This is a genomic window from Streptomyces sp. NPDC012637 (assembly GCF_042954805.1).
Taxonomy (GTDB): domain Bacteria; phylum Actinomycetota; class Actinomycetes; order Streptomycetales; family Streptomycetaceae; genus Streptomyces.
In genome coordinates this window covers 57,310-72,616 of the sequence record NZ_JBIBDS010000007.1, presented here as the reverse complement: position 1 = coordinate 72,616, position 15,307 = coordinate 57,310, and the positions used below count along the sequence as shown (strand labels likewise).

Here is a 15,307-nt window from a genome sequence, read left to right as displayed (position 1 = left end):
CGGTCGCAGGGTCAGCGTTCGTGCGTCAGCGTTCCTGCGTCAGCGGTTCTGCGTCTCGGGTGCGTCCTTCTCGCAGGTCACCTTGTCCCGCGGCGTGTAGTGCGTGGAGAAGGTCTCGCGCTTGACCTCCGCGCCGCCGTTCTTGAAGACCCGGTCGACCTTGATGTCGAAGCCCTCCAGCGGCTCCTGCACCTCGCACTTCTCGCTGGGGTCCTTGCGCTCCTTCGGCTGCGTGACGTTCGTGCGCGGGCCCTCGACGGCCTCGACCGACTCGTACTTCTTCGTGCCGAGGAAGCTCACCGTCACCGACGAGTCCGTCGAACTCGCCTTGATGTAGATCGGCTTGCCCGAGTCGTTGCGGAACTTCAGGTCCAGCGTGCCCCAGGCCACGGTCGCCTCGCGGCCGGCCGGGTAGCGCTCGATGTAGAAGGAGTGCGCGCCGTACTCGATCGGCTTGACGCCCGCGAAGAACAGGGCGTTGAAGACCGTGGTCGCGACCGCCGAGACACCGCCGCCGGGCGCCTTCTGGTACTGCCCGTCCATGATCATCGTGCCGTCGACGAAGCCGTTGGCCTCGGTGCGCTCGCCGACCGTGCGGTTGAAGCTCCACACCTCGCCGGGCTGCACCACCGAGCCGTTGATCAGCTCGACCGCCCGGCCGATGTTGGTCGTGCGGTACGGCGCGGTCGGGAAGTTCACCGTGAACGTCGACATCTGCTCGGTGATGCCGAGCGAGGCGAGGCTGTCCGCCGTCAGCTTCGGCCGGGTCACCGTCGTGGCGACGGGGGCGGTACGGGCCGCCGCGCCCTCCTTGGTCAGCAGCGGCTCCACGGCGCGGCCGAGGGCGGTGGCGGAGACCGATCGGCCGGCGCGGCCGTCCTGCTCCACGACGACCTTGCCGTCCCGCACGCCGAGCCGGGCCTCGACCGGGCCGCCGGTGAACGTGTGCAGCGGGCGGGCCACGTCCGGGTCCCGCATCAGGGCCTTGGCGTCGAGGGCCGGGGTGAGCCGGCCGCCCTCCGCCCTGACGTCCAGGTGGTCGCCGAGTGTCGCGGCGGGTATGGAGAGCCGCTTGTCGTCCGCGGTGAGGGTGACCGGGCCCGACATGGCGGGGCCGGCGAAGTCCTTCACGAAGCGCGAGACCTCGGCAGACGTCACCTTCGGCTGCGTGAGGGAGACCGGCAGGACCACGGGCGCGGCGCCGCTGCCGCCGGCCCCCGGGTAGGCCGTGCGCAGCGCCTCGGCGGCCTTGTCGGTGTCCACCTTCAGCCCCACGCGGGCCTCGGTGACGACCGGCTTGCCGCCCTTGAAGGCGACGGAGCCCTCGCGGACCGGGCGGTCGTGCTGCTTCGCCGTCGCGGCGACCGCCGCCCGGGCCTTCGTGGCGTCGTAGGAGACGACCGGCTCGACGTCGCGGCTGCCCGACGAGAACAGCCGGCCGATGACGGTGAAGGGGTCACGGGAGGGATCCGCCGCCCGCTCCGCGGTGGCGGCCACGTCGACCGTGAGCCCGGCGTCGGCCGGGTCGACGGTGGCCGTGGCGTCACCGACGACGACCGGCACCGGGTCCTTCCAGGCGGCGGGGGCCGCGGAGGTGAGCCGGGCGGCGGCCTCGGCACGGCTCAGCCCGCCGATGTCGATGCCGTTCACGCGGGTGCCCTCGGAGATGTCGTCCCCGGTGGCGACGAGCCCCGCCACGTACAGTCCGCCGGCGACGGCCGCGACCGCACCGGTCGCGAGCGCCGCCTTGCGTATGTGACCGCGGCGCCCTTTCGGGTCCGCGGCGGCGTGGTCGGTCGTGGAGCGGCGCACACACCCTCCCGGGGCGGTGAGGAGTCAGGGGTATCCCTCGACGGTACGCGGAACCGGGGCAAAAGATCCATATGTTCCTTTTCATTCCGGCGGTGACACTCCTCTCATCCCCGAAGACCTAAGGTGGACCGGTGTCCACGTCTCCGACCGGTCCGCAGTCCGTCGACCGCGCGCTCGCCATCCTCGACGCCGTCGCGGACGCCGACCGGCCCGTCGGGGCGAAGGCCCTGGCCAGGACGCTGGGCTGCGCCCTGTCGACCGTCTACCACCTCACCGGGCCACTGATCGCCCGCGGTCACCTCGTACGGACACCGGAGGGGTACGTCCCCGGGCCCCGCGTCCCTGCCCTGCACCGCGCGTACCAGCGGCACCACGGGCTCGGCGGCCCGGTCGCCGAGCTCCTCGGGCAGCTGCGCCGCACCGCCGGTGCCGAGGCCTACTTCACCGCCTACCGCGACGGCCGCATCACCGTCGTCGACACCACCGCGCCCGTCACCGACACCGCCCACCCCTTCGCCCCCGGCCCCGAGCCCCGCGCCCACGCCACCGCCCACGGCAAGGCGCTGCTCGCCGAGCTGCCCCGGGCGGCGCGCCGGCGCTATCTGGACGACCACGGCATGGCCCGCTTCACCGACCGGACGATCACCAGTCCCGAGCGGTTCGAGGCCGAGCTGGCCCGGGTCCGCGACCGGGGCTTCGCCGTCTCGGTGGGCGAGGCGGATCCGGCGTACACCTGCCTGGCGACCGCGCTCCCGGCCCTCACCGGCGGCGAGCAGCCGTCCGGCCCCTCCACCGTGCACGCGCTCTCCGTCTCGCTGCCCACGGCCGACTTCCGGCGTCGGCACGGCGAGCTGCGGGCCGCCCTCGCGCGCGCCGTACCGCTGTTCACCGCCGCCCTGCCGTACCCGCCCGCCTCCCCGTGACGCACCGCCGGAAGGACGGGCGCCGCCCCGCCCCTCCGGCGCTTTCCGACCCTGCCGGAATCCCGCCCCGCCCCGGTGGCCCCGCCACCGGCCGCGCCGCACGATGAGGGCATGATCTTCATCGCCGTACGTTTCACCGTCCGCCCCGAGCACGCCGACGGCTGGCTCGACCGCGTCGCCGACTTCACCCGCGCCACCCGCGAGGAGCCCGGCAACCTCTTCTTCGACTGGTCGCGCAGCGTCGACGACCCGAACCTGTTCGTCCTCGTGGAGGGCTTCGCCGACGCCGAGGCGGGCGCCGCGCACGTGGCCTCCGACCACTTCAAGGCCGGTCTCGCGACCATGGGCGAGGCCATCGCCGCCACTCCCGAGATCATCAACGTCGAGGTGCCGCAGCAGGGCTGGGGCCTCATGGCCGAGCTCGCCCGCTGAGCCCGGGCCCTCCCGGGCCCCCGGGTCGCCCGCGGCCCGTCACGGCCCCGGCCCACGGCCGGGGCCGTCCGGTCCTACGGGTGCGGTGCCCCGCCGTAGCCGCAAGACTGGACTGATAGCCGCGTACGTCGGAGGGGGCGTCCACGATGCCGCTGCGACAGCTGTCCGGGCCACTGCGCCGGTGGACCGTCCTCTACGTGCTGTTCGTGGCCGCCGTGACCGTCGCCTACCTCCAGGTCCCCTCCCGGCACACCGCCCTCTGGGCGCTCATCGGACTCAGCGGCGTCGCCGCCATCCTCACCGGCGTCCGCCTGCACCGCCCCGCCCGCCGCTGGCCCTGGTTCGTGCTCGCCGCCGCCAACCTCACCTTCGTCGCCGGCGACACCGCGTACAACGTCCTGGAGAACTTCTTCCACCAGGACCGCCCGTTCCCGTCCGTCGCGGACGCCCTCTACCTCGCCACCTATCCGCTCTTCGCCCTCGGCCTGTACGGATTCATCCGCCGCCGGGCGGCCGGCCGCGACCTCGGCGTGGCTCTCGACGCCCTCATCCTCACCTCCGGCCTGGCCCTGCTCTCCTGGGTCTACCTGATCACGCCGCTCGCCAACTCCCCCGACATGACCTGGACGGAGCGGGTGATCTCCATCGCCTATCCGCTGGGCGACGTCCTGATGCTGGCCATGCTGGCCCGCCTGCTCGTCCCCGGCGGCCTGCGCTCCCGCGCCGTCCAGCTCCTCACCCTCGGCACCTGCGGCATCCTCTTCTCCGACGTCGCGTACGTCGTCATGCAGCTGGACGGCACCTGGCGGGTGGGCACCGCGTGGGACCTCGGCTGGGTCGTCTTCTTCACCGCCTGGGGCCTGGCCGCCCTCCACCCCTCGATGACCGGCCTCACCGAACTCGCACCCGAACCGGCGCCCAGGATCGCCGAACGCCGCCTGCTGCTGCTCGCCGCGGCCTCCCTCATCGCACCCGCCCTGCTGCTCCTGCAGTCGCTGCGCGGGGAGCCCGACCGCGACACCGGAGTCATCGCGATCTTCTCGGCGCTCATGTTCCTGCTGGTCCTGCTGCGCCTGTGGCGCATCATGGCCGACCACCGCAAGGCGGAGGCCCGGGAACGCAGCCTCCGGGTCGCCGCCGCCTCCCTCGTCGCCGCGCTGAGCCCTCGCGAGGTCGCCGCCGCCGTCGAGGCCGCCGCCGCCACCCTCTTCCGCTCCGGAACCGAGCACCACACGATGCTGCTCACCCGCGACCGTCGTGGCCGGCTGGCCGCCGTGCCCACCGGACGGCAGCCCTGGAGCATCCAGGGCACCGAAGTCACCGGCGGCCCCCACGGCACGCCCTGGCCGGAGCTCCTCGAGGGCGGCGGCCGGCTCCTGCCGGCCGGCAGTCTGGATCCCGCGCTCGCCTCCGCCGTCCCCCCCGCGACCCACGCCCTGCTCTGCCCGCTGGCCCTGCGGGCGCCCGCCGCCGGAGAGCCGCTGCTCGGAGCGCTGCTGCTGGCCGGGACCGAGAAGAAGCTCGCCGAGATCGCCGGACCCGCCCAGTCCCTCGCCTCCCAGGCCGCGCTCGCCCTGGAGCGCTTCGGACTGAGCGAGGAGGTGAGCCGCCGCACCAGCGAGGCCTACTTCCGCACCCTGGTCCACAACACCTCGGACGTCATCCTCATCGTCGACGACGACGACACCGTCCGCTACGCCAGCCCTTCGGCGGAGACCATGTTCGGCCACAGCCTGCTGCCCGGCACCCCGCTCGTCGAGCTCCTCGCGCCCGGCGACGCCGCGAGCGCCCTGCGGATCCTCGCCGACGTGCGCTCCCGCGGCAACGTCGACGCCCGCGACGACTGGAAGCTGCTGCACGGCGGCGCCGCCGACACGGAGGTCGAGGTCCGGTGCAGCAACCTGCGCGCCGAACAGACCGTCCACGGCCTGGTCCTGACTCTCAGGGACGTCACCGAACAGCGCAAACTGGAGCGGGAGCTCACCCACCGCGCCTTCCACGACTCGCTCACCGGACTGCCCAACCGGGTGCTGCTGCTCGAACGGATCGAGCGGGCCCTGCTGCGCGGCCGCCGCGAGTCCACCCTCACCTGCATGCTCTTCGTCGACCTCGACGACTTCAAGGTCGTGAACGACACCATGGGCCACTCCGTCGGCGACGAACTCCTGGTCGCCGTCGCCCGCCGGCTGAGCTCCGTGCTCCGGCTCACCGACACCGCCGCCCGGCTCGGCGGCGACGAGTTCGCCGTGCTCATCGAGGGCGCCCGGGAGCCCGGCGACGCCGAGGCCCTCGCCGCCGAGATCGTGCACACCCTCAGCCAGCCGTTCCACCTCACCGACGGCGCCGTCTCCGTGTCGACCAGCGTCGGCGTCGCCACCGTCCTGGACAGCGCCCACGCCGAGGAGCTCCTCGGCCACGCCGACCTCGCGCTGTACGCGGCGAAGGCCGCCGGCAAGAAGCGGTGGAGACGCTTCCGGCCCGAGCTGCACTCGCGGCTCGTCGCCCGCCACGAACTCCAGGCCGGTATGGACACCGCCATCGCCGACCAGGCCTTCGCCCTGCGCTACCAGCCCATCGTCCAGGTCGACGACACCAGCCTGAGCGGGTTCGAGGCGCTGATCCGCTGGCCCCACGCCCGCCGCGGCATGGTCCCGCCCGACCAGTTCATCTCCCTCGCCGAGGAGAGCGGCCACATCATGCCGCTCGGCGCCTGGGTGCTCGACCGCGCGGCCCGCGACATCGCCCGCTGGCAGCGCGCCCATCCCCGTTCGCCGTCGCTGTACGCCAGCGTCAACGTCTCCGCCCGCCAGTTCCGCGACCCCGGTCTCCTCGACGTCGTCCGGCGCACCCTGCGCTCCTCCGGGCTCGCGCCCGGGTCCCTGGTCCTGGAACTGACCGAGTCCGTGCTCATGCGCGGCGACGAGCAGATCGGCTCCACGATGCGGTCGCTGAAGGAACTCGGGGTGTCCATCGCCATCGACGACTTCGGCACCGGGTTCTCCTCGCTGAGCTATCTGCGCGAGTTTCCCATCGACATCGTCAAGGTCGACAAGTCGTTCATCGACGACATCACCACCGACCGCCAGCAGGTGGCCCTCGTGGAGGGCATCGTCCGCATCGCCGAGGTCCTCGGCCTCCAGGTCGTCGCCGAGGGGATCGAGAACGAGGACCAGCGCGCCCTCCTCGCCGACATGGGCTGCCGCTACGGGCAGGGCTACCTCTTCGCCCGGCCGATGACCGCGCACCAGGCCGAGACCTTCCTGCACCGCGCCCCCGCCCGGCCCGACCGCGCCGCGCGCACGGTCAGGACCGCGCGCACCGCCCGCGGCAGCGGCACCGCCGCGCCCGCCCCGGCCGCCGGCGCCGCGTCACGCGCCCTGTCGTCCTGGAGCGCCCGGCACGACGTGCGCTGGCGCGACCTGGAACGGCTCAAGCGCGCCAGCCCCATGTGCGACGCCGTCATCGACCAGATCGACGGCCGCAGGCTGCGCGTCGGCGACCACTGGCTGGTCGACTTCGCCTCCTGCAACTACCTGGGCTTCGACCTCGACCCGGAGATCATGGCCGCGATCGAGCCCGAGGTCCGCACCTGGGGCACCCACCCCAGCTGGTCCCGGCTCATCGGCAGCCCCCGGCTCTACCCGCACATCGAGGAACGCCTCACCGAACTCCTCGGCGCCCCCGACACCCTCCTGCTGCCGACCATCACCCTCATCCACCAGTCGGTCATCCCGCTGCTCGCCGCCGCCGGCCACGTCTTCGTCGAGGCCCAGGCCCACCGCACCGTCTACGACGGCTGTGTCGTCGCCCGCGGCCAGGGCGCCCAGCTGCGCCGCTTCCGCGCCGAGCGGCCCTGGGAGCTCGACACGATGCTGCGCGAGGCGCCGGTGGGCGCCGCCCGGCTCGTCTGCATGGACGGCGTCAACAGCATGACCGGCAACTATCCCGACCTGCGGGCCATCGCCCGGATCTGCCGCCGCAACGGAGCCCTGCTGTACGTCGACGACGCGCACGGCTTCGGCGTCATCGGCGAACGCGGCCCGACGGAGAGCAGCCCGTACGGCTCGCGCGGCAACAGCCTCGTCCGGCACCTCGGCGAGACCTACGACGGAATCGTCCTGGTCGGCGGCTTCTCCAAGGCCTACTCCTCGCTCCTCGCCTTCCTCGCCGTGCCGCGCCGGCTCAAGGAGCACCTCAAGGTGGCCGCCGCGCCCTACCTGTACTCCGGCCCCTCGCCGACCGCCTCGCTCGCCACCGCCCTCGCCGGGCTCGAGGTCAACGAGCGGCGCGGCGACGCCGTCCGCGCCGCCCTGCACGCCAAGACCGCCCGCGTCCTCGACCACGTCCGCGCACTGGGCATCGCGACGCCCAACACCGACGGCCTGCCCATCGTCGAGGTCCCGCTCGGCGACGCCGCCGACCTGGAAGCGGTCGCCGCGTACCTGTGGGACCGGGGCGTCTACGTGACCCTCGCCGGCTACCCGCTCGTCCCGCGCAACCGGGTCGGCTTCCGCATCCAGATCACCGCCGCCAACACCGACGAGGAGATCGAGCAGCTCAACGACACGCTCACCGGCCTGTCCCGGCGCTTCGCGCTCCAGCGGCGTCCCGCCGACCGGTCCGGTGCCGTCGCGGCCGGCCCGCCCGCGGAGTCCCGGTGACCACCGCGGGCCGGGCGGCGGTGCGCCGGAACCGCGACGCGGACTGGAACGCCTGGCCCGTGGCCGAGTACCTGGCCGAGAACTACCGGCGGATGCACCCCTGCGACCGCGGCGTCATCCACCACCACTCCGCCTTCTACCGGCAGTTCCCGCCCGGAGGCCTGTCCCGCACCCTCGAACTCGGCGCGGGACCCAACCTCTACCCGCTGATGCTCGCCGCCGGTGCCAGCCGGCACGTCGACGCCCTCGAACCCGGCGCCGCCAACCTCGCCTATCTGCGACGGCAGCTGACCCACGGCCCCGAGGAGAGCTGGGAGCCCTTCTACACCCTGTGCAAGGCCCTCGACCCCGCTCTTCCCGCCACCCTCGGCGAGGCCCTGACCCGGGTGCACGTGCTCCCGGGCGACGCCTCCGGCCTGCCCGACGGACGTTACGACGCGGCCTCGATGAACTTCGTCGCCGAGAGCGTCACCGAGGACTACGGCGAGTTCACCGCGCTGTGCGCGGCCTTCGTCCGGGCCGTACGGCCCGGCGGCCGGCTCGTCGCCGCGTTCATGGAGCGCATGCCCAGCTACCGCATCGGCGGGGGGCCGGTCTGGCCGGCCTGCCCGGTCGACGAGTCCGCGCTCCACACGGTCTTCGCCCCCCTCACCGTGGCCCTCACCGTCTCCCGCCTCGCCAAGGACCGCACCCTGCCCGAGTACGGCGACACCGGCGTCCTCCTGCTGACCGCCGAACGCCCCGCGCCGTGAGACGCACGTGACGTCATGACACCAGTGACGTCACGACGGCTGTGGGGTCACGGAACCTGCGCGGTCATGGCACCCGGGACGCCATGCCCCGTGACGTCACGACAGCAGCTCCCGGTACAGCGTCGCGTAGCGCGCGGCGAAGCGCTCGGGACCGAAGTGCTCCTCCACCGCCGTCCGGCCCCGCTCGGCGAGCACGTCCCAGGACCGCGGCTGGTCGAGCAGCCACAGCAACTGCTGCCCGGTACGCCGGGCGTCGCCCGCGGGCGCCCGCAGCACCGCGTTGCCGAAGTCGGCGAACTGCGGCAGGTCGCTGAGGATCACCGGCCGTCCGGTGGCCAGCGCCTGGAGCACCGTCAGCGGGATGTCCGACCCGCCGCCGATCGCGGTCGGCGGGAACAGCAGCACGTGTGCCGAGGCGATCAGCTCCGGCATGTCCGCCACGTAGCCGCGCACCTCGACGTCGCGCAGCCCGGCCGCACCGGCCCGCTCGCGCAGCCCCTCCTCCAGGGAGTGCAGGTCCTGGCCCGGCCGGCCGCGCACCGCGAGGACGAGCCTGAACTCGGCGCCGGCCCGCACGGCCTCCGCCGCCGCTTCGATCGCCGTCTCCGCGCCGCCCGTCGGGCCGTGGCGCCCCGCGTACAGCACCAGGGGCAGGCCTCCCGGCCGGGGCCGGGACGGCCAGTGTTCCAGCGGGATCATCGGCGGGATCACCCGCACGTCGCCGAAGTCCGCCGCCCGCAGCCGCCGGGCCATCGACTCGGAAAGGGCGACGGTGGTGCCCAGGGGCCGGGTCCGCGGCAGCAGCCCCGGGTCCGTCACCCCGGGCACCGTGTGCACGACCGGGCGGGCTCCGAGCAGCAGCGGACGCAGCCACGAGAACACCGGGAAGGCCCGGCCGATCGTCAGGAACGCGTGCACCAGGTCGCAGCGGCGCGCGCACACCGCACCGGCCAGCGCCGACTGCGCGCGCTCGGGTACGCCCGGCACGCCGTCCCGGGACAGCATCCGCACCGTGTGCCCGCCGCCGTACGTGCGCGGCGGCGGCCGGCCGCGCCGGCGCGGCCACTGTGTGAACCAGCTGAACTCCACGTCGGGCAGCGCACCGAGCACGTCCGACGCGAGCCGCACGCCGGCCCCGTCCGCCGCGTCCAGCGGGCTGCTGGTCAGGAGCAGGACACGCGGTCGGCGCGGGAGGGTGCTCATCACGGTCCGTCCGGGCTCGGCGGCGGCCCGGGCGCCGGTGCGGCCGGGGGCGCGGACGGGGCGGTGGAGACGGTCATGGCGGCCCTCCGGCCGGCCGGGCCCTCGCGTCGCGGACGCCGGCCGGCAGCAGGTAGACCTCGGGGACGCGGGGGATCACCCCGTCCGGGAACAGCGTGTCGACCTGCGTCCGGTAGCCGCGGATCAGCTCGGCCTTCTCGTCGAGCCCGCTGTCGAGGGACGCCTCGGTCGCGGCGAGCGGGCCGGTGAACGCCGGGTCGGGCGCCGCATCCAGGTTGTACGGGAAGTCGCTGTAGTACACGGCCGGCAGGCCGCTCAGCACGGCGGCCGTGCGCACCAGGACGTGGTCGGCGTGCCCGCCGACCCCGAGCGGCGCGAGCAGCACGCCCTGGCCCTGCGGCAGCAGGTCGCGCACGGTGTCGGTGACCCGGCGCACCGTCTCGGAGTCCCGCGCCGAGACCCGGCCGCGCGACAGGTGCAACCGGTTGGTCGGGTACACATGGGCGAGTTCGGGCACCAGTCCGGCCGCCCGGCGGCGCCAGCGACCCCGGGTCGGATCGAGGCGGAACAGTCCGTCCACGAACCCGGCGTGGCGGCGCCCGACACCCAGCCTGGCGAGCACGGCGCTGTCCTCGGTGCGCCGCTCCGCGTACAGCTCCTCGGCGTCCACCGCCCCCGTCTGCCGCAGGAACCGGCGCGCCGACAGCGTGTACGGCGGCGGAGCGCCCTCCGTGAACACGGTCATCACCGTCACCGTGCCGCGCTCGGACAGCCGCCCAGGCAGCTGCCCCAGCAGCGCGCCGCAGGACAGCACGGCGTCGTCGGGATGCGGCGAGAGCACGAGCATCTCGCCGGATCCGGTCAGCGCGGACATCGTGGTCAGCGGATCGTCTGCCATCGTGCTCTCCGGTCCTTCCTGGGCCGCCGCGCCCCCCGGGGGCCCTCCACGAGCCGGCGGGTCAGCGCCAGATAGCGGTCCGTCATCTCGTCCCACGTGTAGTGCTGGGCGGCGAGACCGGCCTGCCGCCCGAGCCGCCCGCGCAGTGCCGGGTCCGTCGCGAGGGCCCGCATCCGCTCCCCGAACGCCGTCGTGTCGAACGGCGGTACGGTCACGTCGCCGCCGCCGCGCATCCAGCGCAGCGCCGGCAGGTCGAAGTGCAGCACGGGCTTGCCGTACGACATGGCCTCCAGCGCGACCAGGCCGAAGGTCTCGTGCCGCGAGGGCAGCACCAGGAACGCGCTGTCGCGCAGCAGCCGCCGCTTGAGGTCCTCGTCCGCGTAGCCCAGCACGCGCACCGTCAGGTCGCGCCCCGCCAGGAGGTGTCCCAGCCTGCGCTCCTCGGCCGGGGTGCCGGCGCCCGCGAGCACCAGCTCCATCGGCGGCCGCGCGGTCTCGTAGGCGTCGAGCAGCAGGTCGAGGCCCGTGCTCCAGGTGTCTATCGGACCGAGGAACAGGATGAAGTCGCCGCTGCCGAGCCGGGCGTCGTCGAGCTGTCGCGGCTCCACCCCGCTGGCGATCACCTGCACGTCGGCGTGCGGACTGAGCCGCCGCACCGCCGAGCCGTCCGCCTCGTTCATCACCACGATGTGCCGGTAACAGCGCAGCCCGATCCGCTCCACCAGGAAGAACGGCACGTGGTAGCGGCGCCACAGCGCCTCGGCGCCGCAGTCCTGGTCGATGCCGACCACGGGCGCGCGGGACACCAGGGGCAGGAAGCTCGTCGAGAACGGCGGCGTGAAGCTCTCCAGCCACACGTCGTGCGGGACCCGGCGCGCCACGAGGGGCAGCAGCACCTGGAACAGCAGCCGCCCCGCGCGCGGCCCCGCCCGGCCCACGGGGAGGCGGACGTAACGGACGCCGTGGCGGAGCACGCTGCCGCCGCTGCGCCCGGCCGTCACCACGGTGACCTCGTAGTGCTCTGCGAGCCTGCGGGCCATCCTGTCGACCACGAGCGCGCCGCCGCCGCGGTGGTCGGAGTTCTCCGCGTCCTCGTAGATGGACACCGCGACGCGCTTGCGCGTGCCCGGATCCGCGGGCTCGGGCGGCACGCGGCGGAGGACCTGTTCCAGGGCCGCTTCCGCGACGGCCGTGGGCGCGTCCGCCCCGTCGAGCCGGACGGTCCGGGGCAGCCGGGCGGCCCAGCCGCGGTGCCGGGCCCACCAGGCGGGGGGCGGGCCGGCGGACCCCTTCCCGTCGAGCCCCGGCAGGGTCTCCGGGAGCAGCGTGAGGTCGTAGCGCCCGGCGGTCGCCGCGAAACGGCGGGCGGCGCCGCGGCCGGGCGGGAGGCCGAACCTCACCAGCCCGTCCAGCGGGCCCTGGTCGGTCAGCACGACCGCCGTGCGGCCTCCGGCGACGGCCCGCACGAAGAGCCGGGCGGCGAGGATCCGCACGTTCAGGTCGCCGACGTCCACGTACGCGTGGGCTCGGCGGGACCATGATCCCCGGCGCTCGGGATGTCGGTCCCGCCGGCCCGGCCCGCCCGGTTCCCCCTCGTCCCTCACCCGTGGGGGAACCGGGAACCTCCGGCAGATCGCACAGCCGTGGCCACGGACGGTCGCCACGGCGAAGCCCCGCTGCCGCAGCAGCACGGCGAGGGCGCGCACGAGCCAGGACGTCCCGGTGCGGTCCGGCCCGGAGACGGCGACGAGCAGCGGAGCGCCCGGCCCGCCGCCCGGCGCACCGGCCGTGCCGCCGGCCGCAGCCCCGTCCGGTGGCACGGCGGGGGGCGGGTCCGGAGGCAGGCCGGAAACGAACCTGGTCATGGCTCCCGCCTCCTCACGCGCTTGGTCGCCACGAGCGGCACCCGCGGCGGTACGGGCCTCCCGCGGCCGGGCCGCGCCGTCGCGGGGAGCGTGGTGACGAGCGCCCGCTCCCCGCCGACGGCCCGGCCCCCACGGGCGGTCTCCGTGACGACGCCGGGGCCTGGACGGAGACTGACGTTCCGGAAGTGGCCGCGGTCCGGCCGGATCGGCGGCCCGTGGCCGGTTCCGCCAGGAGGGGCTCGCGCGAACAGGCGGACGGCCGGCACCACCGTGACCCGACGCACGACACGGCTGTGGGCGGACTCCCACGGCGTGGACCGGCGGCGGGGGCCGGCGGGGCGAGGGCCGGCGCGGTCACGGTCACCACCCGGCCGGCGCGACGCGCAGGAGACCGGCCATGGAACGCGGTCCGTCACGGCGCGCCGCGGGCGTCGGGCCCTCCGGGCCCGTCCACCCGGCCGGCACCGCCACGACGTCGTGCCCGGCCTTCACGACGTGGGCGAGGAGTCCGACGTCGGAGGCGGAGCCGTCGATGCGGCAGTCGCGCACGATCTCCCGGACGAGGGGCCCGGGGAAGCACGTGAACCCGCACTGGGTGACCGCGATCTCCGGCAGCGTCAGGGGGGCGGGCCCGCGGAACGTGGTGCCGCCGCCCCGGCGCGACGCGCCCCGCTCCACGGCCGGACGGGCGCCGGGCACGTGCCGGGAGGCGATCACCGCGCCGTGGCCGGCGCGCAGCAGTTCCATCACCGGGTCGAGGATCTCGACGGGCGTGGTGTTGCCGGCGCCGCCGAAGCCGACGAAGCGGGCGGACGAGGTCTCGATGCCCCACCGCACGGCGGCCGCCTTGCCGCGGTCGCCGCAGCCGAGCACGTGCAGGCCCACGGCGCGGCCCAGGGCGGAGGCGGCGAACCGGTCCAGGCAGTCCGGGGCGGCGTCCACGCCGTCGTCGACGACGACCACGGCGGAGGACCAGGGACGGCGGGCCAGGAAGCGCAGTGTGGCGGCGACGGTCGCCGGCAGCCCTTCGCGCTCGTCGAAGGCCGGGACGATCAGCTCGAACTCGACCTCGGGACGGGTGAGCGAGCGGGGCGGCCGGGCGTGCGCGGGGACGGCGGTCATCGCGCCTCGCCTCCTCCGGGCAAGGCGCGGCGCGCGGGTCGCGCGGGGTGACGGGGGGCCGGGGCCGGGGCGCGGACGAGCGCCGGGGCGGTGACGCGCGTGCCCTCGGGCACACGGGTGCTCACAGGCGCACGGGTGCGCCGGGGCGGGGTGCTGTGATGCTCATCGGTACGGGCCCCGGGCCGTGCCGGGGGCCGGTGCGCGCCCTCGTGTCCTCCGGCCTCTGGTGGGCCGGCCGGGCTCGCCGAGCGGCGGCGGGCGCCCGCGGTGCGGTTGCGGGCGGCGCGGGAGCGTCGACGGCGGGGGGCCGAGCGGGGCCGTTGGGTCTCGGTGCGGCGGCAGAGCCGGGCCGCGTCGCGCACACGGTCGGAGGCACGCCGGGCGGGGTGGGCCGGCTGCCCGGACCGCACGGCGGCCGCGGCCGGGCCGTGGCGGGAAGTGCGTTCGCACGGCGAGCGGCGGCGGGCCTCGGCGCACGGCCAGTCGGTCACCCGGCGCAAGGGATGCGGAGCGGGTGCCACCGGCGCTCGGCTGAAGGTGTGGGAGGTCATGACGTACCTCTTCCGACAACCGACCCTGCCGAGGGTCTGCCGTGCGTTGCCGCGTGCAATGCACTGTCTTCCACGCTTAGCACCCGGTATGTCTCCCGTCAACCGCTGGCGTCTCCCGCCGGCGGTCGACCCCGGGTCGTCCTCGGCGTCCCGGTCGGGTTCAACCCGCCCTGATGCGCAGGGCGGGCCGGATCCGCAGCAGGGCGTGGTGCGGGCGTTCGCGGAGCAGGGTGGCGAGGATGCGGGAACCGTCACGGGCGGTGCGCGGGTGCGCCGGGCCGTGGTGGCGGGGGAGTTCGAGGCTCGGCACCTCGGCGACGCGCAGCCCGTAGTGCAGGGCGTGGGTGACGAGTTCCGCGCCGAGTTCCACACCGTCCGGCCGCAGGTCGAGCAGGCCGAGGAATTCCCGGCGGAAGGCGCAGAACCCGTACCAGAGATCGGTCAGGTGCTGGCCGTACAACTGCCGGGCGACCCGCAGCAGAGTGCCGTGGCCGATCCGCCGGAGCAGCGGGTACTCGGAGAAGTCGCCGCCCGCGATGAACCGCGATCCCTTGACGAAGCCGAAGCCGTTTTCCAGGTAGTGCAGGTAGTGCGGGATCTCGCGCGGCGACATGCTGCCGTCGGCGCCCATGAGGACCAGCTGGTCGCCGGTGGCGGCGAGGAGACCGGCGTGCGGGACGTCCCCGGCCGCGCAGTCCCACGGGCCGAGCCGGCGCACCGTGACGCCGTCCGGGGCCGGTCCCGTGGCCTTCGCGTCGCCGCCGACCAGCACGACTTCCCGGACGGCGGGCGGCAGCTGGGCGAGGATCCAGTCCGGGGCGCGGTCACCGGGCCGGAGCGCGACCACCAGGCTCACGGTGCGCGTGCCCGGGGGAGGAAGCCCGTCCGTGGCGCGGCGCATGGGGTGCGGTTCCCTGTTCGTGGCACACATCGGTCGCCCTCCGGAATTCCGTGGACGCTTCTCAGGATCCGGCGGCCGCGGCGCCCGGTCAAGGAACCGCCGACGGCCCGGAAGGCGGTACCGGCGGCCAGGGCCCGCGCGTGGTGCGGCGCGGGGGAAGGATATGCGG

10 protein-coding genes are annotated in these 15,307 nt (G+C 74.9%); 4 read left to right on the top strand and 6 right to left on the bottom strand.

The features are described 5' to 3' along the window. Positions 1-39: 39 nt before the first annotated feature. Positions 40-1,812, bottom strand: coding sequence for a VanW family protein (locus ACFY8W_RS26200; protein ID WP_391109853.1), 1,773 nt, complete (start codon positions 1,810-1,812; stop codon positions 40-42). 131 nt (positions 1,813-1,943) lie between these two features. Between ACFY8W_RS26200 and ACFY8W_RS26195 the strand changes: the two genes are divergently transcribed. The 4 genes from ACFY8W_RS26195 to ACFY8W_RS26180 all read left to right on the top strand — a co-directional run bounded on the left by ACFY8W_RS26195 (position 1,944) and on the right by ACFY8W_RS26180 (position 8,580). Then, positions 1,944-2,735, top strand: coding sequence for an IclR family transcriptional regulator C-terminal domain-containing protein (locus ACFY8W_RS26195; RefSeq protein ID WP_391109850.1), 792 nt, complete (start codon positions 1,944-1,946; stop codon positions 2,733-2,735). 111 nt (positions 2,736-2,846) lie between these two features. After that, complete coding sequence (locus ACFY8W_RS26190) at positions 2,847-3,167, top strand: antibiotic biosynthesis monooxygenase (RefSeq protein WP_391109847.1); 321 nt, start codon at positions 2,847-2,849, stop codon at positions 3,165-3,167. A gap of 146 nt (positions 3,168-3,313) precedes the next feature. Then, positions 3,314-7,828 (top strand): aminotransferase class I/II-fold pyridoxal phosphate-dependent enzyme, encoded by a 4,515-nt coding sequence (locus ACFY8W_RS26185; RefSeq protein ID WP_391109844.1) that lies wholly within the window; start codon positions 3,314-3,316, stop codon positions 7,826-7,828. Next, a complete protein-coding gene (locus ACFY8W_RS26180) occupies positions 7,825-8,580 on the top strand; it encodes a class I SAM-dependent methyltransferase (protein WP_391109841.1) in 756 nt (251 codons plus the stop codon). Before ACFY8W_RS26185 ends, ACFY8W_RS26180 begins: the two co-directional genes overlap by 4 nt. Before the next feature lie 96 nt (positions 8,581-8,676). Here ACFY8W_RS26180 and ACFY8W_RS26175 read toward each other — a convergent pair whose 3' ends face one another. The 5 genes from ACFY8W_RS26175 to ACFY8W_RS26155 form a co-directional block, all read right to left on the bottom strand. Next, positions 8,677-9,783 (bottom strand): glycosyltransferase, encoded by a 1,107-nt coding sequence (locus tag ACFY8W_RS26175; protein WP_391109838.1) that lies wholly within the window; start codon positions 9,781-9,783, stop codon positions 8,677-8,679. A gap of 73 nt (positions 9,784-9,856) precedes the next feature. After that, positions 9,857-10,699 carry a PIG-L family deacetylase gene (locus tag ACFY8W_RS26170; protein ID WP_391109836.1) on the bottom strand — a complete coding sequence of 281 codons (843 nt, stop codon included), beginning with the start codon at positions 10,697-10,699 and terminating at the stop codon, positions 9,857-9,859. Next, positions 10,681-12,564 carry a glycosyltransferase gene (locus tag ACFY8W_RS26165; RefSeq protein ID WP_391109833.1) on the bottom strand — a complete coding sequence of 628 codons (1,884 nt, stop codon included), beginning with the start codon at positions 12,562-12,564 and terminating at the stop codon, positions 10,681-10,683. Before ACFY8W_RS26165 ends, ACFY8W_RS26170 begins: the two co-directional genes overlap by 19 nt. 360 nt (positions 12,565-12,924) lie before the next feature. Then, on the bottom strand, positions 12,925-13,686 hold the full coding sequence (locus ACFY8W_RS26160) for a glycosyltransferase (protein ID WP_391109831.1): 762 nt from the start codon (positions 13,684-13,686) through the stop codon (positions 12,925-12,927). A gap of 711 nt (positions 13,687-14,397) precedes the next feature. Continuing rightward, entirely contained in the window at positions 14,398-15,138 is a 741-nt protein-coding gene (locus ACFY8W_RS26155; protein WP_391109829.1) for a glycosyltransferase, read from the bottom strand. Between the last annotated feature and the right edge of the window lie 169 nt (positions 15,139-15,307).

Bases quoted from the DNA above. Each gene is read 5' to 3' on its own strand.
- ACFY8W_RS26190 (WP_391109847.1), top strand. From the start codon at position 2,847: ATGATCTTCATCGCCGTACGTTTCACCGTCCGCCCCGAGCACGCCGAC.
- ACFY8W_RS26185 (WP_391109844.1), top strand. From the start codon at position 3,314: ATGCCGCTGCGACAGCTGTCCGGGCCACTGCGCCGGTGGACCGTCCTC.
- ACFY8W_RS26175 (WP_391109838.1), bottom strand. From the start codon at position 9,783: ATGAGCACCCTCCCGCGCCGACCGCGTGTCCTGCTCCTGACCAGCAGC.
- ACFY8W_RS26170 (WP_391109836.1), bottom strand. From the start codon at position 10,699: ATGGCAGACGATCCGCTGACCACGATGTCCGCGCTGACCGGATCCGGC.
- ACFY8W_RS26165 (WP_391109833.1), bottom strand. From the start codon at position 12,564: ATGACCAGGTTCGTTTCCGGCCTGCCTCCGGACCCGCCCCCCGCCGTG.
- ACFY8W_RS26160 (WP_391109831.1), bottom strand. From the start codon at position 13,686: ATGACCGCCGTCCCCGCGCACGCCCGGCCGCCCCGCTCGCTCACCCGT.
- ACFY8W_RS26155 (WP_391109829.1), bottom strand. From the start codon at position 15,138: ATGCGCCGCGCCACGGACGGGCTTCCTCCCCCGGGCACGCGCACCGTG.